The organism is Rhodococcus sp. GXMU-t2271, assembly GCF_041414735.1.
Lineage (GTDB): Bacteria > Actinomycetota > Actinomycetes > Mycobacteriales > Mycobacteriaceae > Rhodococcus > Rhodococcus indonesiensis.
On the sequence record NZ_JAUIZP010000001.1, the window covers coordinates 42,511 to 62,911 of the forward strand.

The window sequence follows — 20,401 nt, forward strand, 5'->3', positions numbered from 1 at the left end:
AATCTCGTGAACATCGACAGGCGTAGGTTTCTCGGACTGACCGGGGTCGTCGCGGCGAGCGCCGCGCTGGCCGCGTGCGCCGGCACCGGCTCGTCCGGACCGTCGGAGTCCGCCGCCGCCGCGAACACCGTCAAGTTCTGGTCCAACCACCCGGGCAAGTCCCAGGACGTGGAGCGGGAGCTCATCGCCCGGTTCGAGGCGAGGTACCCGGAGTTGACGGTCGACCTGATCGACGGCGGCAAGAACTACGAAGAGGTGTCGCAGAAGTTCAACGCGGCCCTGTCCGGGGGCGATCTGCCCGATGTGGTGGTCCTGTCGGACGTGTGGTGGTTCAACTACGCGCTGACCGGCGCGATCGCACCGCTCGACGATCTGTTCACCGAGGTCGGCGTGGACACCGGGGACTACGTCGATTCGCTGCTGGCCGACTACCTCTTCGAGGGCCGTCATTTCGCGCTGCCCTATGCCCGCTCGACGCCGCTGTTCTACTACAACCGCGACGTCTGGCGGCAGGCCGGTCTTCCCGACCGCGGGCCCGCCACCTGGCAGGAGTTCGCCGAGTGGGGCCCCGAACTGCAGCGCGTGGTCGGATCCGGCAAGCTGGCGCACGGCTGGGGCAACGCCAAGGACTACCTCGGCTGGACCTTCGAAGGACCGATCTGGACGTTCGGGGGAGCCTACTCCGACGGCTGGCGGCTGCGTTTCGGCGACCCGGAGACGATCGCCGCGGGACAGTTCCTGAAGGACATGATCCACACCGGCAGGTACGCGGGCGTGTCCACGGACATCGCCAACGACTTCTCGGCCGGGATCATCGCGTCCACCATCGCCTCGACAGGCGACCTGTCCGGCATCACCGCCAACGCCGCGTTCGACTTCGGCACCGCGTTCCTGCCCGCCCCGGACGGGACGCCGGGATGCCCCACCGGCGGTGCGGGACTGGCGATTCCGGCGAACATCTCCGACGAGCGGAAGCGCAACGCGCTGAAGTTCGTCGACTTCGTCACCAACGCAGAGAACACCGCCTATTTCTCGCAGAAGATCGGCTACATGCCGGTACGCAAGTCCGCCACCGAGGATCCCGCGATGAAGGCGTTTCTCGAGCAGAACCCCAACGCCCGCACCGCGGTCGACCAACTCGCACGCACCCGGTCGCAGGACTACGCACGCGTCTTCGTTCCGGGCGGCGACCAGATCATCGGCACCGGCCTCGAACAGATCGCGCTGCAGGGCGCCGACGTGACGACGGCGTTCGGCGACGTCGCGCGGCAGCTGCAGCAGATCATCGACCGTCAGATCACCCCGAATCTGTAGGGAAAGCATTGGCAAGCATACGTTTCCGAGCCGTCACGCATCGCTATCCCGGCGCCGACCGGCCGTCGGTGGACCGCCTCGATCTCGACGTCGCGGACGGGGAGTTCCTGGTCCTGGTCGGCCCGTCGGGCTGCGGGAAGACCACGAGCCTGCGCATGCTCGCCGGCCTCGAGGCGGTCGACGACGGCCGCATCGAGATCGGCGGGACCGACGTGACGGGACTGCCGCCCAAGGCCCGCGACGTGGCGATGGTGTTCCAGAACTACGCGCTCTACCCGAACATGACCGTGGCCGAGAACATGGGTTTCGCACTGCGCAACGCCGGCGTCGGCAGGGCGGAACGGACGGCGCGGGTGCTCGACGTCGCGCGGATGCTCGAACTCGAGCCGCTGCTCGACCGCAAGCCGGGCAAGCTCTCGGGCGGGCAGCGACAGCGCGTGGCCATGGGGCGGGCGATCGTGCGACGGCCCGCGGTGTTCTGCATGGACGAACCGCTGAGCAACCTCGACGCGAAACTGCGCGTCAGCACGCGTTCGCAGATCGCGGGACTGCAGCGGCGGCTCGGCACGACGACCGTGTACGTCACCCACGACCAGGTGGAGGCCATGACGATGGGGGACCGGGTGGCCGTCCTCGACGGCGGTCGCCTGCAGCAGGTCGCCGCACCCCGCGTCCTGTACGACAACCCCGTCAACACCTTCGTCGCCGGGTTCGTCGGTTCGCCCGGCATGAACCTGCTCGACGCACCTGTCCGCGACGGCGCGGCCGTGCTCGGCGCTCTGCGGGTGCCGGTACCGGCCGGCGTCGACGCCGAACGGATCGTCGTGGGGGTGCGGCCCGAGGCCTGGACTCCCGTCGGCGCGTGGCGGTCCGGGACCCTGTCCCTGACGGTGGACCTCGTCGAGCAGCTCGGCGCGGAGGCCTTCGTCCATGCGACGGCGGCCGGGCCGGCCGACTGGTCGAGCGCGTCGGGCAAGGTCGTGGTGCGGGTGGATCGGCGAGTGGCGATCGGCCCGGGAGAACAGGTGTTCCTGCTCCCGCAACCGGGTGAGGTCTACTTCTTCTCCGCGACGACGGGTGCCCGCCTCGGTGTGGGTGACCGAATGTCACATGCGGTCGATTCGATCGAACGCGTGTGACATTCGGTCGAAGCGGGGGCACGCGGGACGAGCAGGCTCAGCCCGGATACGGCGGGTACTGCCGTTCGCGCAGCACGGTGCTCAGGTGCACGGCGTTCCGGGCCAGTGCCTGGGTGGTCGTGGAAACCGGTTCGGGTACCTCGGACAGGTCCTTGAAGTCCGTGCCGGACATCGCTTCCCCGTTCCAGTAGGTGCAGCCCTGGGCCGGGATGCTGAATCCGATGTCGTTGAGACCCTGGAAGAGGTCGGCGACGATCTTGTGCGCACCGTCCTCGTTGCCCACGACCGCGGCGACGGCGACCTTCCCGACCATGCGAGGCCGGTTCTCGTCGTCGGTGCTCGACAGTTCCGCGTCGAGGCGTTCGAGTACGCGCTGGGCGACGCTGGACATGTGGCCGACCCAGGTCGGCGTGGCGACGACCAGGATGTCGGCGGCGGAGATGCGTTCGAGCAGGCCCGGCCACTCGTCGCCGTCGCCCATGTCCGCCTCTATTCCGGGACGGACGTCGTGGTCGACGACCCGCACCGACTCGGTGGTCACGCCGTGCGGGGCGAGGGCGGACAGTACATGCGACACCATCAGATCGGTGCTGGACTCCGCCGGGGACGGCTTGAGTGTGCAGTTCAGGGCAAGGGCACGAAGGGTGGTCATGGGTGCGGTTACCCGGTCGGGTGAGGGTCAATCCCCGGCCGCGGGTTTCCCCGGCCGCGGTGCGGGCATCCGGGTGATCGCACCGGTGCCGGGACGAGCCGCACCGGCCGGCCAGTGGGAAGGGAGGACGGCAGTGGAGGAGAAAGAGCTCCGGGTCGGCGACGAGGTGGAATGGAACAGTCACGGCAGCACCGTGACCGGCGTGGTGGAGGAGATCCTCACCGCGGACACCGAGGCAGCCGGACGGACGGTGCGAGCCTCGGAGGACGATCCGCAGTACCGCGTGCGCAGCGACAACAGCGGCAGCGATGCCGTGCACAAGGCCGGCGCGCTGCGCCGGCACTCGAAACGGAATGCGGACCGGAGGAACACCTGATGGCAGAGCCGAATTCGTATAGATACACCGCAACGGCCGAGGACACCTCGGTGCGCATCGACGGGCACTCGCCGGACCTGCGCGTGACGACGCCGGACAACGCCGCCGGGTTCGACTCGGTGACGCCCGAGCAACTGTATGCGGCGGCACTGGCGGCGTGCGTGTACCAGACCCTGATCGCGACGGCGTCGGCCGGCGATCACGACCTGGGGGAGTGCGCCGTGGACGCCCGCGTGGAACTCACTCCACAGGGCAATCAGGAGTTCGATCTGTCCGCCGAGGTCGACGTGCGGCTGCCTCGTGTCGAGGATCGCGATGCGCGGGAAGCCCTCGCGTTGCGGGCTGTCGAACGGTGTCCGATGGCGAAGTCGGTCCAGGTGCGACTTGCCGGCGCGCACGCGTCGTGACGAGCACGAGCCGGCACGCACGGTGACCGCGCCGTCCGGACACGAGCGGACGGTTCGGCGCTACCCGGCGGGCAGGCAGGGTCCGTCCGGTGGCGGGGTGTGCTCGTAGCCGGGGTAGCAGGGCAGGACCTGCGGTGCAGCCGGTGCCGGAGCCGGGGCCGGTGCGGGGCCCGACCCGGCGGGCAGGCAGGGTCCGTCCGGTGGCGGGGTGTGCTCGTAGCCGGGGTAGCAGGGCAGGACCTGCGGTGCAGCCGGTGCCGGAGCCGGGGCCGGTGCGGGGCCCGACCCGGCGGGCAGGCAGGGTCCGTCCGGTGGCGGGGTGTGTTCGGAGCCGGGGTAGCAGGGCAGGACCTGCGGCGCTGCGGGCGCCGGCGCCGGTGCCGGCGCCGGGGCGGGCGCGGGGCCTGACCCGGCGGGCAGGCAGGGTCCGTCCGGTGGCGGGGTGGGTTCGTAGCCGGGGTCGCAGGGCAGGACCTGCGGCGCTGCGGGCGCCGGCGCCGGTGCCGGCGCCGGGGCGGGCGCGGGGCCTGACCCGGCGGGCAGGCAGGGTCCGTCCGGTGGCGGGGTGTGTTCGTAGCCGGGGTAGCAGGGCAGGACCTGCGGCGCTGCGGGCGCCGGCGCCGGTGCCGGGGCCGGGGCGGGCGCGGGGCCTGACCCGGCGGGCAGGCAGGGTCCGTCCGGTGGCGGGGTGTGTTCGTAGCCCGGGTAGCAGGGCAGGACCTGCGGCGCTGCGGGCGCCGGCGCCGGTGCCGGGGCCGGGGCGGGCGCGGGGCCTGACCCGGCGGGCAGGCAGGGTCCGTCCGGTGGCGGGGTGTGTTCGTAGCCCGGGTAGCAGGGCAGGACCTGCGGCGCTGCGGGTGCCGGTGCCGGGGCAGGCGCCGGAGCAGGGGCGGGCGGTGCCGATCGAGGGGCCGGCCTCGCGGGGGCGGCGTCCTGCGGTGGAACCTCGGCGACCTGCGATGGGACCTCGGCGACCTGGGATTCCTCCCGAGGTGGCGCCGGCTCCTGTTCCTCGGCCGTCGAGGTGGTCGGTGACGGCGAGGGCGCGGGCGTCGGAGAGGCCGGCTGCACCGCAATGGGGACGGGCGCCGGGTCGGCCTCGTCGGACGACACGGCCCCGAGTGCCATGCCGCCGACGACGAGTACGAGTACAGCGACGATCGCCGCGAGAACGGGGATCAGGACGCGCCGGTTCCGGGCGAGCGGAGCGACCGCGGGAACGGATCTGCCGGTCGGATGTGACGGCGAAGCTGCGGCGCGCGCCGCCGCGGCCAGCTCGCTCGCCGATCCGTAGCGCCGCGCGGGTTCGGGTGCCGTTCCGCGTGCGATGACCTCGACCATGCCGGCCGGAAGGGCCGAGATCGCCGACGACGACTGCGGTGGCCCCGCTCGTCCACCCGAGGACTGGAAGAGTCCGCCGGTGAGGCATTCGTACAGCACCGTCGTCAGGCCGTAGACGCCCGTCGCAGCGCCGGGATGCGGGGGGAACCCGACATCGGTGAGAAGGACGTTTCCGTCGCCCTGCACCAGGACGTTCGCCGATGTCACTTCCTGTTCGACCAGTCCGGCGGCGTGTACGGCCTCGAGCGCCGACGCCAGCTGCTCGACGACATCGACTGCGCGCGGCACGTCCATCGCGCCGGTGGACCGGAGCATCGTCTGCAGACCGGTGCCTTCGACGACGGGCGTTGCGAGGAAGAGCCTGCTGCCGATCTGCCCGAAGTCGTGGATCGGGAGCACACGAGGGTTCCGGATCCGAGCGGCGATCTCGGCTTCGCGTTCGAAACGAGCGCGGTACTCGTCGTCCTCGGTCACGTCCGGCGGCAGCGCCCGCACCGCGACGTTCCGTCCCGTGGTGGTGTCGAACGCGGCCCATACCTCGCCCGTCGCGTCCACCGACAGTGGACGGTCCAGACGGTACCTACCGAACAGGGCACCAACTTGCATCTGTCACTCTCCGCCCCTCGAAGTAGCTGTGGCTGCGGATCCGTGCGCCGGAAGGATCGACCGCCTCCTCCACCGGAAGTCTATGCGGCGGACGTGCGCAGTGTCGCGCTCGGGTGCGAACCACGCTTCTACGCTGGTTCTTTCGCCTGCGGCTTCAGGCCACCGGCTGCGTCGTTGCCGGAAGTGCTGCCCGGGAGAAGCGCACGGCGCCGTCCTCGAGTCGTCCGCGGCGCATCATCACCAGGTCCCGGATGTAGTTCTGGAACAGGCGCCACGGCGCTGCGGGACCCTGCCTGGGCATCGAATCGATGCTGCGCAGGACGTACCCGGACGCGAGATCGACCAACGGGGATGTCTCGGTCGTGGTTGCGGGGGCGGTCGGGGTGCAGTAGGCATATCCGCGTGCGTCCATGTGCCGCAGCAGGCGGCACACGTATCCGGCGACGAGGTCGGCCTTCAACGTCCACGACGCGTTGGTGTATCCGACGGTGAATGCGAGATTGGGCACTCCGGAGAGCATCATCCCCTTGTACGCCAGCGTCTTTCCCATCTCGACGTCGCGACCGTCGACGCTCACGGCCATCCCGCCGAGCAGAAGCAGGTTCAGTCCCGTCGCGGTGACGATCACGTCGGCGTCGAGTTCCCGCCCGGATCCCAGGCGGATCCCGCGTTCGGTGAAGGTGTCGATCGTGTCGGTGACGACCGTCGCCCGGCCCTCGCGCAGCGCCCGGAACAGGTCGCCGTCGGGCACGAAACAGACGCGCTGGTCCCACGGGTCGTACCGCGGCCGGAAGTGGACGTCCACCTCGTAGTCCGCGGGCAGGCGGCTCTGCACACCCTTGCGTAGCAGCCGCTTGACCAGATCGGGCCGGCGCCGGCTCAACTGGAAGAAGGCCATGCTGCCCAGCACGTTTGCCCAGCGGACGACGGGATAGGCCAGCTTCAGCGGGATCCGACCGAGCAACGCGCCGGCGACCGGGTCGATCGAGGGACGTGACATGACGTAGCTCGGGGAGCGCTGCAGCATCGTCACGTGTGCGGCCGTCCTCGCGAGAGCCGGGACGAGGGTCACGGCGGTGGCGCCGCTGCCGACGACGACGATGCGCTTGCCGGTGTAGTCCAGGTCTTCGGGCCAGTGCTGCGGGTGCACGAGAGTGCCGGTGAACCGTTCCACGCCGGGGAACTCGGGCGTGTAGCCCTCGTCGTAGCGGTAGTAGCCCGAATTGACGAAGAGGAAGCCACAGGTCAGACGAACTCGCTCCCCGGTGTCGGTGCGCTCGGCCGTCACGGTCCAGCGGGCCGCCGGCGTGGACCATTCGGCGCGGACCACGCGATGCCGGAACCGGACCTTCTCGTCGATGCCGCGGTCGCGTGCGGTGCGACGGACGTAGTCGCGGATGGACGGGCCGTCGGCGAAGGTCTCGGGCTCGGCCCAGGGCTCGAACGAGTACCCCAGGGTGAACATGTCGGAGTCGGATCGGATGCCCGGGTAGCGGAAGAGGTCCCAGGTGCCGCCGATGGCGTCGCGGGCCTCCAGGACTGTGAAGGTCTTGTCCGGGCATTCGTCCTGCAGGTGGCAGGCCGCACCGATACCGGACAGGCCGGCGCCGACGATGAGGACGTCGACGTGTTCGTCGTGCATCGCGCTTCTCCGTTCCCGGGGTCTGGGCGACCGGGGCAGCTGACGAAGAACACTACCAACGCGCAGGGAACTCGGCGGCGATGCCGCAGGGAACTCGGCGGCGATGCCGCTGGGAACTCGGCGGCGATGCCGCTGGGAACTCGGCGGCGATGCCGCAGGGAACTCGGCGGCGATGCCGCGGTGCACTCAGCGGCGGCGCCGCAGCGCCCCCTGCAACGCTGCGGTGCCGCCGATGCCTGCTGCCAGCACGAACAGCAGCAGGACGACATTGACCGTCACGGCTGGACCTGCCGTGACGCGCTTCGAGGATCGCACCCGTGGGGTGCGGCCGGGATGGCGAGCAGATGGGCCGTTGCTGTTCCTCCGTCGACACTTCCGACTGCTGGAGCAACGCCTGGCTGGGCAGGAGAGCAGCAGTCGCCTACGTAACGAAATGCGGCTGCTTCTCAACCTCGTTCGCAACAGTAACGTCTCGGCGGCGTACCTGTAGGCCGAATCCGCGAAAATTCTGCGAAGACCCGGGAATCCCCGTCGTGCCCGAACGCTTCAGCGCGCTCCGGAGCGGACGGACCGCACCGACTGCGGATCCGCCGGGACGCATCTCTCGTAGGTGCGCACGGCGTCGGCAGCGGAACGGTCCCACGAGTAGCGGGTACTCGCCCGGTCGTGGCCGGCGAGACCGAAGGCGGTGCGCTGGACGTGGTCGGTGAGCAGGGTGTGTACCGCTGCCGCGACGGCGTCGGTCGCGTGCGGTGGCACCAGCGTGCCCGTCACCCCGTCGACGACCGTGTCGAGCAGGCCACCGACCGCGGTGGCGACCACCGGCCGGCCGCACGCCATGGCAGCGAGCGGCACGAGGCCGAGCGGTTCGTACCAGGGCGTGCATACGACGACGTCCGCCGACCGCAGCAGGGCCGGCATGTCCGTCCGGGACACGTGTCCGGTCATTTGCACCCGGTCGAGCACGCCGTGGTGCCCGGCGACGGCGCGCAGGCGTGCGGTCTCGTCGGGGGTGCCGTCGTCCGCCGGTCCGCCGGCGATCACCAGTTCCGTGTCGGGGAGCAGGGCCAGAGCCCGGATCGCCACGTCGAAGCCCATACGCGGCACGAGCGGTCCGACAGCGACGATGCGGCGCCCCGGCCCACGCGCCGGAGCCTGGGGTCCCGTGGGCGCGAATTGTGCGAGGTCCACCCCGCAGGGCACGACGGACGTGCGGGTGCGGGGCAGGCCCAGCGCGGCGAGCTCGAACACCTCGTCCGTGCAGGTGGCGGCGACCCGGCTCGCGCCGCGCGCCAGGAGCCGCTCGAGACGGATCCGGTTCGGCGACCAGGTCTCCGCACCGCCCCGGTGCCGGCTCTCCACCACGCCCAGGGTGTGGAAGGTCTGCACCGTGGGCACCGTGACGGTGCGGGCGGCGAGCTGGGTCGCGATCCCCGGCATCCAGCAATGGGCGTGGGCGATGTCGGGGCGATCCCTCGTCCATTCCCGTTCGAGGAAGGTGCCGAACTCGCCCATCCGCGGGAGGAGTTCGTCCGCCGGCAGCGGAGCCGGCGGACCGGCGGGGACGTGGACCACTTCGTATCCGACGTCGGTCCGAACTCGCTCGGGAAAGTCGGGGTCGTCGCGACGGGTGTAGACGGTCACGTCGTGTCCCGCCCGCACCAGCGCCGCCGAGAGTTCGGCGACGTGCACCTTCCGGCCGTCGGCGTCGACCTCGCCCGGGGCCGTGAAGGGGCTTGCGTGCTCGGACACCATCGCGATCTTCATGGCCCTCCCCTTCTGCGGATCGTCGTGCTCGTCGCGTCGCCCGACAGCCTCGTCGCGCCACCTGACAGCGAATGCGACCCGCGAACCCGTGACCGGTGCGGACTCCGAACGTGCGGGGGCATCGAGAAACCGTGAACGTGCCACGACAGCACGTTCACCGAGGACGCCACAGGTGCAGGGTTGCCGATTCTGCGGCAGGTAAACCGCGTGGAGCGAATTACCGTCGGATCGTTGCGGGCACGTTTACTCCTGTCGGTCGCGGGCACACGACTCGAAAGGCCACCGACGAAGGAGCAGCTGTGCACGCCGATCGATTCGCAGACTTCACCACCGCGACCGGCCCGTTCGCCTCGGTGTACTACGAGGATTCGCATGCGACAGAGGATGCTGCAAAGGTTGCCGAACTGACCTGGCGTTCCATCTCGGAGCAACTCGAACGACTCGGGACTCCGCAGGCCGTGCTCGACAACGTCGAGCGCGCGGTGACCGAAGCACCGACGGCGGTCGGCAGCGGCGGCCGTGCGATCGTGGCAAACCCGGAAGGGGTCCTCGTGCACGAGCGGCTCGTGCGCCCGCCGCTGCGCACCGAGGTGCGAGTGTCCGACATGCCGTACCTGCTTCCGCTGGTGGAACACGGCACGAGCGGCCGGCCCTACCTCGTGGCCGCTGTCGACCACGCGGGCGGCGACCTGACCGTCTACGACCGGCACGGCGGCGTACTCCACGAGGAGACGGTCACCGGAGAGGGCTACCCGATCCACAAGGCTGCCGGCGCCCAGTCACCCGGTTACGGGGATCCCGAACCCAACGTCGAGGAGCAGCGGCGCCGCAACATCGCTGCCGTCGCCGACCGCATCACCGAGTTGGTCGACGAGCACCACGCCGACCCGGTGTTCGTGATCGGCGAGGTCCGCTCCCGCACGGATCTGGCGGAGACCGTGCCTCAGCGCACCGGCGATGTTCTGGTGCAGGTGCAGACCGGCTCTCGCGCCGAAGGTTCCGACCGCGAACGGGTCCGCCAGTCCATCCAGGAGGAACTCGCGCAACGCCGCCTGGTCGAAATGGACGACGCGGCCGAACGCTATCGGGTCGGCGCCGGAACCGGCCTGGCGGTCGAGGGTTCGTCCGAGGTGACGGCGGCGCTGCGCGAACGACGGGTCGACACGCTGATCCTGGGAGATCTCGACGACACCACGGTGCTGGTGGGCGACGATCCGTCGCTCGTGGCTGCCGACGCAGGAGCGCTGTCCGAGATGGGTTCGGGGAGCGAACGCGTCTGCCGCGCCGACGAAGCTCTGCCGTTCGCGGCCGTGGCCACCGGCGCCACCGTGCTCCGGATGGACGAGCGCCTCACCCCCGCGGACGGCATCGGCGCACTGCTGCGCTACTGACCGCAGGTGTCAGGTTTGCGTCGGCCAGGGCACCGTCGCCTGCAGGACGGCTTCCTGCAGCGCGTCGGTGCGCCACGCCGTGACCCGCTGGTATTCGGGGTCGGCGACCATTTCGGAGAAGGCACGCCGCGACGGGTAGCGCACCAACAGGACCGCGTCCCAGTCCTGCCCGTTCTCCGCGACGAGAGCGGTCGACCCGTCGCCCGCGTAGAGCACCTCGCCGCCGTAGCGCGGCAGGAACGTCTCGTGGAGGGCGTCGGCGTAGCGGGCATAGAGTTCGCGACCACCTGCGCCGAACCGCAGCAGATTCAGCATCACCACCGGCCCGCCCGGGTCCTCGGTGAGAAAGCGCTTCAGGTCGGCACCGCGTGGATCGACAGCCATGTTCCGGAGTCTGGCACCACACCGGACACGCCGTGGTCTTCGCTTCCCGGCATGTCGGCCGGTCGCGGCGGCCGGAGTACAGCAGTTGCCGCACCGCATACGGTCGGAGAACGTTTCATGCACCCCCTGGTCCAGGAGCCCACCACATGACCCAGCCTGCCGAACCCATCGTCGTCCTGCTGGTCGAGGACGACGCCGGGGACGAGTTGATGACCCGAGAAGCCCTGGACGAGCACAAATTCGCCAACACCTTGCACGTCGTACGCGACGGTGAGCAGGCATTGAGCTTTCTCTTCCGGCGCGACCCCTATCCCGACGCGCCGCGGCCCGATCTGATCCTCCTCGACCTGAATCTGCCCCGGTACGACGGCCGGGAGGTCCTCGCACGGATCAAGGCGGACCCCGAACTGCGGCACATCCCGGTGGTGGTGCTCACCGCCTCCGCCGCCGAGGAAGACCTGCTGCGCAGCTATCGGCTGCACGCCAACGCCTACATCACCAAACCGGTCGACTTCCCGCAGTTCGCGGAGGTGATACGCCGGATCGACAACTTCTTCCTCCACATCGTGCGCCTGCCGCGTGGCAGCTGAGGCCCGGAATCTGTCCCGATACGACGCAGACGAGGACGACGTCGACACCTCTGTGCGGTCGGCGACGATCCATCGGTGTCTCCGCCTGCGTTTACCGGTTCTCCCGGCTCTTCCTGGTCTCCCTGTCTTTGGCTGTGCACAAGGCCTCGACGAGTTCGTCCTCGGACATAATGGATCTGCCGTCGATACCCAGTTTCCGGGCCTGCTGGTAGAGATGCTTCTTGGTGGCATCGGCATCCACACCGCCCTCGGCCGCTCCCGAATCGTGGCCGCCTGCGCTCTCGGCCCGCAAGTCGGAAGTGCCTTTGCGACCTTTCGGCTCCCAGTGGTCACAGACCTTTTCATGGGTGTGTTTCACCGCGCTCCAGGCGATGCGGGGCGGTGCGTGATTCGTCGTCGTTACTCCTCGGCGGCCGAGTCGTATGTCTTGGCGAACGTGCGCTGGACTTCTCGTCGGAGCGCTGCAGGGTGGAGGGCAGTTCGCTCTTCTCGACGTCTCCGCTCCTGTTGGTTTTCGGCATGTCGGCCTGCGAATGCAGGATGTATGCGGACAGGCCTGGAACCCGGCCGCTGTGGCGCTGCACGGTGCAGCGAACACGGCAGTGAGGGTAGTTTCTTCATCAGGCAATTCCCCTCGTTACCGAGGCCGGCGATACCCAGCATGCGGACGCACCGACGCCCGTCGTGTCCCTCTGCCAGCTCTCGCGCTCGGTGCGGAGCCTCCGTGCGATGACCGTCAACTCCACCGCGACGTCGATGTCGAACATCGGATCACGCTCATCGGAATAGCACCCGCTGCGCCGACTGCATCACCGTGCGGTACACCCCGCCGAATGCGCCATCGCGGGCGAGCGCGGCACGGGCGGCGTTGGCCCCCGGGGCGCCGTGCACCGCCCCACCAGGGTGAGCTGAGGCGCTGGCCAGGAACAGACGGTCGACCGGGGTATCGGCGCGGCCCAGACCTGGGGTGGGACGGAAGATCAGCTCCTGATGGATCGCTGCGGTGCCCTGATTGATCGCCCCGCCGACAAGGCTCGGATTGTGGTGCTGGAGATCCTCGGGGCTCTGGATCGCCCGGGCCACGATCCGGCCGGCGAATCCCGGGGCGTGCCGCTCGACGGTGGCCTCGATCCGTTCGGCGAAACGCTCCAGCCGGTCCTTCGTCCAGTCGATGTCGCGGGGCACGTGGGTGTACGCCCACACCGCTTCGGTGCCCTGCGGGGAGCGGTTCGGGTCGGCGGTCGTCATCTGCCCCATGAGCAGGAACGGCCGGTCCGGCAGGACCCCGTTGCGTACCTGGGTGTGGTACGTCGCGAGGCCGTTCATGTCGGCACCGAGATGAATCGTTCCGGCACCGGCTGCCGCGGGATTCGACCAGGGGATCGGTCCCGACAGTGCCCAGTCGATCTTGACGGTGCCGGCGTCCCACTGGAAGCGCCGCAGGTCGTCGACCAGACGGGCCGGCAGGTGCTCCTCCCCGAGGAGCCGGTGATACAGCGCCGGGGCGTCCACGTCGGCGAGCACGGCGCGCGTCGCCGCGATTTCCTCACCGTGCACGTCGCGCACGCCGGTTCCGCGGCCGTCGTGGACGACGACGGCGGTCACCGCACGGCCGCATTCCACCGTGCCGCCGTACGCGGTGAGCCGGCGCACCAGCGCATCGGTGATGCGGCCGGCCCCGCCCTCGGGCACCGGGAACCCGACGGTCTGCCCCAGCATGGTCAGCAGCCATCCGAACATGGCGCCGCCCGCGTCGTCGGGGCCGAGCTCGCTGTGGACGGCGCTGCCGGCGAACAGGATTCGCGCACCCCGACCCTGGAAGGTCTCGTGGCCGAACCGGCGGACCGGCAGCAGGAACCGCCGCACGAGCCGGAGCGTCTGCGCGGTCCCGAGGGTGCGCACGAGCGCCGTGGTCGACCGGATCGGCGGAAAGGGCCGCAGAAGGGCCGCGAGCAGGTCGTCGCCGATGCGGTGCCACAGCTCGACCTCGCCGTGCCAGGCCTGCGCATCGGCCGGTGCGAACCGGCCTACCGAGGCCGCCGTGCGGTCGACATCTCGGGACAGCACCGCTACTTCGTCGTCGGGCAGGATGTGTGCCAGCACGTCGGGGGCGTGCCGCCAGCGCAGCCCGTACCGGTCGAGTTCGAGGCCGGCGATCACTGGAGAGGCGGCACCGAGGGGATAGAAGGCGCTGCACAGGTCGGTCCGGAAGCCGGGTGCGGTGAGTTCGGCACTGCGCACCGATCCACCGGGTTCGTCGGCGGTTTCGAGGACGAGCACGCTCCATCCCGCATCGGCCAGCAGATTGGCGGCGACGAGCCCGTTGGGTCCGGCGCCGATCACGACCGCGTCGAATCGCCGCACCTCTAACTCCTTTCCTCGTCGGAGCGCCGGGACGACGGGGGGACGGGGCGGTGCTCCGCGCCGGACGTCGCCGAGTGATCCCCGCGGTGTGCGGTGTCCTCGGCGACGCGAGTGCCACGCCCGGCCCCAAACGGGTGCACGTGGGCTTCGGCGCGGATGCGGTCGACCATGTGCGGGTAGTGCAGCTCGAACGCGGGCCGCTCGGAGCGGATACGCGGCAGCTCGTAGAAGTTGTGCCGCGGCGGCGGGCAGGTGGTCGCCCACTCGAGCGAGTTGCCGTAGCCCCACGGATCGTCGACCGTGACCGGCACCCCGTACCGGTAGCTGCGGAAGACGTTCCACAGGAATGGAAGCGTCGAGGCGCCGAGCATGAACGCACCGATTGTCGATATCGTGTTGAGCGTGGTGAAGCCGTCGGAGGGCAGGTAGTCCGCGTAGCGCCGCGGCATGCCTTCGGCGCCGAGCCAGTGCTGCACCAGGAAGGTGGTGTGGAAACCGGCGAAGGTCAGCCAGAAGTGCCATGTGCCGAGCCGCTCGTCGAGCATGCGCCCGGTCATCTTCGGGAACCAGAAGTAGATGCCTGCGTAGGTGGCGAACACGATGGTGCCGAAGAGCACGTAGTGGAAGTGTGCTACGACGAAATAGGTGTCGTGGACCTGAAAGTCGAGTGACGGACTGGCGAGGATCACGCCGGAGAGGCCACCGAACAGGAAGGTGACGACGAATCCGACCGAGAACAGCATCGGCGTCTCGAAGGACAGTTGTCCCTTCCACATGGTGCCGATCCAGTTGAAGAACTTCACCCCTGTCGGGATCGCGATGAGGAACGAGGTGAACGAGAAGAACGGCAGCAGTACGGCCCCGGTAGCGAACATGTGGTGGGCCCATACCGCCATCGACAGCGCGGCGATGGAGATGGTGGCGAAGACCAGTCCCTTGTAACCGAACACCGGCTTGCGGGAGAAGACCGGCAGGATTTCGGTGACGATCCCGAAGAACGGCAGCGCGACGATGTACACCTCGGGGTGTCCGAAGAACCAGAACAGGTGCTGCCACAGGATGGCGCCCCCGGAGGCCGGATCATAGAGGTGAGCGCCCAGGTGGCGATCGGCGGCCAGGCCCATGAGCGCGGCGGTCAGGATCGGAAAGGCCAGCAGCACCAGCAGGCTGGTGAGGAGGATGTTCCAGGTGAAGATCGGCATCCGGAACATGGTCATACCCGGCGCGCGCAGACACACCACGGTCGTGATCATGTTGACCGCGCCGAGGATCGTGCCGAGCCCGGACAGTGCCAGACCCATGATCCACAGATCCGCTCCGATACCGGGGGAGTGGGCGAGGGCGTTGAGCGGGGCGTAGGCGGTCCATCCGAAATCGGCCGCGCCGCCGGGGGTGACGAATCCCGCGACCGTGATGATCCCGCCGAAGAGGTAGGCCCAGTAGCTGAAGGCGTTGAGGCGTGGGAACGCGACATCGGGGGCGCCGATCTGCAGGGGCAGGATGTAGTTCGCGAATCCGAACACGATCGGGGTCGCGTAGAGCAGCAGCATGATCGTGCCGTGCATGGTGAACAGCTGATTGTACTGTTCGTTGGACAGGAACTGCAGTCCCGGCACGGCGAGCTCGCCCCGGACGAGCAGCGCCATCAGCCCGCCGAGCAGAAAGAAGGTGAACGCGGTGCTCAGGTAGAACACACCCAGCATCTTCGGATCGGTGGTGGTGACGGCCGCGACGATCGTCGCACCTTTGCGCCGGAAGCGCGCCGGGTAGGGACGATGCGCAGTGGCGGGTCGGGTCGTGGTTCGGGTCATGGAGGTGCCTTCACGAGTTCGGCGGCGAGGCCGAGTGCCGGTCCGGAGGGTCGATGTTGCCGCGCCAGGCACCCGTCGCGGAGCCGCGGGTTTCGACGAGGTCTTTGAAGCGCTGCATGTCGCCTGCGACGCGGCGGCGGATGATCCCGGTCTTGTCCGCGACGGTCTCGGTGACGGTGCCGGGGTCGATGTCCATCTGGGCGGTGACCCGGCAGTGGGTGTCGTCGATGCGGTGGAAGGTGACGACACCGGCGTGGCGGACCAAGCCGTCCGATTTCCAGGCGATGCGCTGGTCCGGGTGCTGTTCGGTGATGGTGGCGTGGAAATTGCGGGCGGTGAGACCGATCGTGATGATCCACAGCAGGTGGGTGTCGTCGAGCTGCTGGACGGATTCGACGCCTTCCATGAATTCAGGGAAACTCTCGAACTGGGTCCACTGGTTGTAGGCCACGGACACCGGTACGGCCACGTCGACGGATTCGGTGATGGTACTCATGGCAGTCGGTTACCTCTTCCTGTGTTCGGTTCTGTGCCGTGTACCGCCGCGGCGAGGACCTGGGCGGTGTGCAGGGGGGCGCTGCCGGGCTCGAGGTCGCGCAGTTGGGTGCGGCAGCTGAATCCGTCGGCGACGATCAGTGCGCCGGGGTCGGCGGCGCGGACCGCGGGCAGCAGTTTGTCTTCGGCGCACGCGACGGACACGTCGTAGTGTCCGCGTTCGAACCCGAAATTGCCTGCCAGGCCGCAGCATCCGGCGTCGAGGATGTCGACCTCGATTCCGGCACCCGCGAGGGCGTCGTGGTCGGCGGCATATTTCAAGACCGCGTGCTGGTGGCAGTGCGGCTGGAGCAATGCCTCGGCATTCAGGTGCGGGGGGTGCCAGTGCGGGGCCTTCTCGCGCAGCAGTTCGCCGAGGGTGACGGTCTGCCGGGTGAGACGCCGGGCGTCCTCGTCGCCGTAGAGCAATTGGGGCAGGTCGGCGCGGAACACCGCCGCGCAACTCGGTTCGAGCACGACGACCGGGGTACCGGCGCGCAAGTCCGGGCCCAAGACCTTCAGGGTGCGCCGCAGCACGCGTTTCGCCGTGGTGAGCTGGCCGGTGGAGATCCACGTCAGCCCGCAGCACGCGGTGCGGTCCGGTATCCGGACGTCGAAGCCGGCGGCCTCGAGGACTGTTACGGCGTCGCGGGCGATCTGCGGGTCGAAGTTGTCGGTGAACGTGTCCGGCCACAGCACGACGGTGCCGCGCTCGCCGCCCGGCTGTGCCGGGGTGCGGCGGGTGAACTCGTCCCGGAAGCGCTGCCGGGCGAACCGCGGCACGGGCCGGCGGCGATCGATGCCACCGGCGGCCTTGAGAGCGCTCGACAGACCCGGGGCGTGGGTGAGGGTGTTGACGAGTCCGGGGGCGATGGCGGCCAGGCGCGCCCACAGCGGGATCCAGCCCATCGAGTAGTGGGCGAGCGGGCGAAGCCGGTGCTCGTAGTGATGCGCCAGGAATTCGGCCTTGTAGGTGGCCATGTCCACGTCGACCGGGCAGTCGCTGCGGCAGCCCTTGCAGGCCAGACACAGATCCAGGGCGTCGCGCACCGCGGTCGAGCGCCAGCCGTCGGTGATCACATCGCCCTGCAACATCTCGAACAGCAACCGGGACCGCCCGCGGGTGGAGTGTTCCTCCTCGCCGGTGGCGCGGTAGCTCGGGCACATGACGCCGGACTCGTGGCCGCGGCACTTGCCCACCCCCACACACCGCGCCGCCGCATGACTGAACCGATGGCCGTCCGCCGGGTAGGCGAAGTGGGTGTCCGGCTCCAGCGGGCGATAGGTCACGCCCTGGCGCAGATTCTCGTCCAGCCGGAACGGGTGGACGATCTTGCCCGGGTTCATCCGGTTGCGCGGATCGAACAGGACCTTCAGCTCACCGAACGCGGTGACCAGGCGCTCGCCGAACATGATCGGCAGCAGCTCGGCGCGGGACTGCCCGTCGCCGTGCTCCCCGGACAGCGAGCCCCCGTAGTCGACGACCAGGTGGGCGCTGTCCTCGGCGAAGGCACGATACTTCGCGATCCCGTCCGCGGTGCGCAGGTCGAACGGGATGCGGGTGTGCACACAACCCTGCCCGAAATGCCCGTACAGCGAGGCGGTTCCGTACCCGTAACGGTCGAGCAGGGCCCGGAAGTCACGCAGGTAGTCTCCGAGCCGGTCCGGGGGGACCGCCGCGTCCTCCCACCCCTCGTGGGTTTCCGGTTCGTTGCGAGGGTAGGCAGTGGCGCCGAGGCCGGCCTCTCGGGCGGCCCACATCTGCTTCTTGTGGGTGGCATCGTCGAAGACGGCCGCGTGGGCGCCGGTGCGGCGGCAGACGTCGTCGATCATCTTCTCCGCCCTGCCGTCGGCCTCGGCGCGGCTGTCGCCGTTGATCTGCACCATCAACCAGGCCGCGCCCTCCGGCAACTGCCGCAGGGCGTTCTCGGCGAGGTGGCGGCTGTGCTCGAGCTGGGCCAGCCGGTGGTCGATGCCCTCGAGCGCGGCCGGGTCGTGCTGCACGACGAGCGGCACCGCGTCGGCGGCGGCGGTGATGTCGTCGAAGCCGAGGAGCACGAGCGCAGAGGCGGCCGGCCGGCGCACCAGCGTCAGTTCGGCACGCAGCACCGTCACCAGTGTGCTCTCGCTGCCGACGAGGAGCTGGGCGACGTCGAAGTTCTTCTCCGGCAACAGCGAATCGAGGTTGTACCCGGAAACCCTCCGCGGGATGTCGGGGTACCGTTCGCGGATCTCGTCGGCGTAACGGTCCCGCAGCGCACGCAGACCGTGGTAGATCTCGCCGCGACGCCCTCCCTCGTGCACGATGCGGTCGTACTCGTCGTCCTCGGTGGCCTGCACCCACATTCGCGCCCCGTCGTAGGTGAGCACCTCGAGGCGGCGGACCGAGTCGACCGTCTTGCCGTACGCCTGGGCGCTCGACCCGCAGGAGTTGTTGCCGATCATGCCGCCGATCGTGCAGCTGACGTGCGTGGACGGTTTGGGACCGACCATCCAGCCGGACGGCGCCAGTGCATCGTTGAGGTCGTCGAGCTTGACGCCCGGCTCCACCAGCGCTGTGCCGGCCTCGTCGTCCACCTCGAGCACCCGGGTGCAGTACTTGCTCCAGTCCAGCACGACCGCGACGTTGCAGCACTGCCCGGCCAGGCTCGTGCCTCCACCGCGGGACAACACCGGCACGTCGAACTCGCGGCAGACGTCAACCGTCTCGACCGCGGCTTCGGGTGTTCGGGGCACCACCACACCGATCGGGACCTGCCGGTAGTTGGACGCATCGGTCGAATACGTCGCCCGCGATCCGGCGTCGAACCGGACTTCGCCGTCGACCCGCGTGCGCAGCGCTGCGGCGAGTGCGTCGAACAGCAGGGCGCCAGCCGTGCCGTGTGTCCCCGCGGTGCTCGCATCCGCCGCGTTCGTTCCTGCTGTCTTCGTCCCGGTCGTGTTCGTCACCACCGTGGCCGCCTTTCCGTGTTCCGGCCCGTCACCGGACCCGATAGCGATCGAGGTCCGCGGTGCGGGGTGTCAATCCGTGGCCGACGGCGCCGTCGTCCGGGTGCAGGGCACCGCCGGCCGGGTCGAGAGTGCCGTCGAAGCACGTCGATTCGATGCGTACGTGGTCGTGGAACCACTCGAGATGCCGCAGGTTCACGGTGGCGGCGGCGACGTGCGCGTGCAGATGCGGCGCGCAGTGCCCCGAGACCTCGAGGCCGTGCGCCGCCGCGACCGCCGCCACCCGCAGCCATTCGGTGATCCCGCCGCAGCGGGAAACGTCGGCCTGGAGGCAGTCGACGGCACCCGCCGCACACATGCGCCGGAAATAGGGGAGGTCGTAGCCGTATTCGCCGGCGGCGACATCGGGGCGGACCGCGTCGCGCACCTGCCGCAGGCCGTCGAGATCGTCGGACGACACCGGCTCCTCGAACCAGCGGATGTCGTACTCGGCGGCCTCGTCCATCATGCGGACGGCCTGCTTGCGTCCGTAGCCGCCGTTGGCGTCGACGAACAGTTCCGTGCCGGCGCCCACCACCGCCCGGGCCTCCCGGATGCGCTCGAGGTCGCGGTCGGGCCGACTGCCCCAGCTCTCGGCGATCTTGATCTTGACCCGGGGGATGCCGCGGCCCGTCCAGTCCGACAGTTGCCGTTCGAGCCGTGCACGGTCGTAGGTGGTGAATCCACCACTGCCGTATACGGGGACGGCGTCGCGCACCGCGCCGAGCAACCGGTGCAGCGGCAACGACAGCAACCGCGCCTTCAAATCCCACAGCGCGACGTCGACCGCGGACAAGGCGCAACCGGCGATGCCGGGACGCCCCGCGTTGCGCAGCGCACGGACCATGGTTTCGTGGACACCGGGCACGTCCGTCGCGCGACGCCCCACGACGACGGGAGCGAGCAGGTCGGTGACGACGGAGGCGCACATGGCGGGGCCGTACGTCCAGCCCACCCCGGTGCGGTCCGCGGCGTGGGCGCGCGCGAGGACCAGGGTGGTGCTGTTCCAGGCGAGGGTGCCGTCCGCCTCGGGGGCGTCGGTGGGGATCGTGTACGCCTCGGCGGTCAGGGCCGTCAGGACCGGTTCGTTCATGG

Annotated in this window: 16 protein-coding genes and 1 pseudogene; 6 read left to right on the top strand and 11 right to left on the bottom strand. The window is 69.7% G+C overall.

What is annotated here, in order from left to right:
• Positions 1 to 6 precede the first annotated feature (6 nt).
• Both QYS60_RS00200 and QYS60_RS00205 read left to right on the top strand, forming a co-directional pair.
• A complete protein-coding gene (locus QYS60_RS00200) occupies positions 7 to 1,314 on the top strand; it encodes an ABC transporter substrate-binding protein (protein WP_371382078.1) in 1,308 nt (435 codons plus the stop codon).
• Positions 1,315 to 1,322: 8 nt separating this feature from the next.
• Complete coding sequence (locus QYS60_RS00205; RefSeq protein WP_371382079.1) at positions 1,323 to 2,453, top strand: ABC transporter ATP-binding protein; 1,131 nt, start codon at positions 1,323 to 1,325, stop codon at positions 2,451 to 2,453.
• Between the two features lie 37 nt (positions 2,454 to 2,490).
• Here QYS60_RS00205 and QYS60_RS00210 read toward each other — a convergent pair whose 3' ends face one another.
• Positions 2,491 to 3,105, bottom strand: coding sequence for a flavodoxin family protein (locus QYS60_RS00210; RefSeq protein WP_371382080.1), 615 nt, complete (start codon positions 3,103 to 3,105; stop codon positions 2,491 to 2,493).
• Between the two features lie 133 nt (positions 3,106 to 3,238).
• On the opposite strand from QYS60_RS00210, the gene QYS60_RS00215 reads away from it, so the two are divergent.
• Entirely contained in the window at positions 3,239 to 3,481 is a 243-nt protein-coding gene (locus tag QYS60_RS00215) for a DUF2945 domain-containing protein (RefSeq protein ID WP_054372536.1), read from the top strand.
• Entirely contained in the window at positions 3,481 to 3,888 is a 408-nt protein-coding gene (locus QYS60_RS00220; protein WP_003934838.1) for an OsmC family protein, read from the top strand. The genes QYS60_RS00215 and QYS60_RS00220 overlap by 1 nt, the downstream gene beginning before the upstream one ends.
• A 654-nt stretch (positions 3,889 to 4,542) precedes the next feature.
• Here the strand turns inward: QYS60_RS00220 and QYS60_RS00225 are convergent.
• The 3 genes and pseudogenes from QYS60_RS00225 to QYS60_RS00235 form a co-directional block, all read right to left on the bottom strand.
• Positions 4,543 to 5,835: pseudogene (locus QYS60_RS00225) on the bottom strand (serine/threonine-protein kinase); the annotation flags it as partial.
• Positions 5,836 to 5,989: 154 nt separating this feature from the next.
• A complete protein-coding gene (locus QYS60_RS00230; RefSeq protein ID WP_289379312.1) occupies positions 5,990 to 7,477 on the bottom strand; it encodes an NAD(P)/FAD-dependent oxidoreductase in 1,488 nt (495 codons plus the stop codon).
• A 546-nt stretch (positions 7,478 to 8,023) separates the two neighbouring features.
• On the bottom strand, positions 8,024 to 9,244 hold the full coding sequence (locus tag QYS60_RS00235) for a glycosyltransferase (RefSeq protein ID WP_289379313.1): 1,221 nt from the start codon (positions 9,242 to 9,244) through the stop codon (positions 8,024 to 8,026).
• Between the two features lie 299 nt (positions 9,245 to 9,543).
• Here QYS60_RS00235 and QYS60_RS00240 point away from each other — a divergent pair, with 299 nt between their 5' ends.
• A complete protein-coding gene (locus QYS60_RS00240) occupies positions 9,544 to 10,635 on the top strand; it encodes a hypothetical protein (RefSeq protein ID WP_371382081.1) in 1,092 nt (363 codons plus the stop codon).
• A 9-nt stretch (positions 10,636 to 10,644) separates the two neighbouring features.
• On the opposite strand, the gene QYS60_RS00245 is transcribed toward QYS60_RS00240, so the two are convergent.
• Positions 10,645 to 11,019 carry a DUF1330 domain-containing protein gene (locus tag QYS60_RS00245; protein ID WP_289379315.1) on the bottom strand — a complete coding sequence of 125 codons (375 nt, stop codon included), beginning with the start codon at positions 11,017 to 11,019 and terminating at the stop codon, positions 10,645 to 10,647.
• A gap of 146 nt (positions 11,020 to 11,165) precedes the next feature.
• On the opposite strand from QYS60_RS00245, the gene QYS60_RS00250 reads away from it, so the two are divergent.
• Positions 11,166 to 11,609, top strand: a complete 444-nt coding sequence (locus QYS60_RS00250) for a response regulator (protein WP_289379316.1) — start codon at positions 11,166 to 11,168, stop codon at positions 11,607 to 11,609.
• 91 nt (positions 11,610 to 11,700) lie between these two features.
• On the opposite strand, the gene QYS60_RS00255 is transcribed toward QYS60_RS00250, so the two are convergent.
• From QYS60_RS00255 to QYS60_RS00280, 6 genes are all read right to left on the bottom strand, one after another.
• Positions 11,701 to 11,967, bottom strand: a complete 267-nt coding sequence (locus tag QYS60_RS00255; protein WP_328517609.1) for a hypothetical protein — start codon at positions 11,965 to 11,967, stop codon at positions 11,701 to 11,703.
• Between the two features lie 419 nt (positions 11,968 to 12,386).
• Positions 12,387 to 13,973 carry a phytoene desaturase family protein gene (locus tag QYS60_RS00260; protein ID WP_371382082.1) on the bottom strand — a complete coding sequence of 529 codons (1,587 nt, stop codon included), beginning with the start codon at positions 13,971 to 13,973 and terminating at the stop codon, positions 12,387 to 12,389.
• 2 nt (positions 13,974 to 13,975) lie between these two features.
• Positions 13,976 to 15,784: a cytochrome c oxidase subunit I gene (ctaD, locus tag QYS60_RS00265; RefSeq protein WP_289379318.1), complete on the bottom strand. Its 1,809-nt coding sequence runs from the start codon at positions 15,782 to 15,784 to the stop codon at positions 13,976 to 13,978.
• Positions 15,785 to 15,794: 10 nt separating this feature from the next.
• Positions 15,795 to 16,280: an SRPBCC family protein gene (locus QYS60_RS00270; protein ID WP_289379319.1), complete on the bottom strand. Its 486-nt coding sequence runs from the start codon at positions 16,278 to 16,280 to the stop codon at positions 15,795 to 15,797.
• The gene (locus QYS60_RS00275) at positions 16,277 to 19,183 is read right to left on the bottom strand and encodes an FAD-binding and (Fe-S)-binding domain-containing protein (protein WP_371382185.1); all 2,907 of its coding nucleotides are present in this window, start codon (positions 19,181 to 19,183) and stop codon (positions 16,277 to 16,279) included. Before QYS60_RS00275 ends, QYS60_RS00270 begins: the two co-directional genes overlap by 4 nt.
• 115 nt (positions 19,184 to 19,298) lie before the next feature.
• Positions 19,299 to 20,399 (bottom strand): enolase C-terminal domain-like protein, encoded by a 1,101-nt coding sequence (locus QYS60_RS00280; RefSeq protein ID WP_289379320.1) that lies wholly within the window; start codon positions 20,397 to 20,399, stop codon positions 19,299 to 19,301.
• Positions 20,400 to 20,401: the final 2 nt, after the last annotated feature.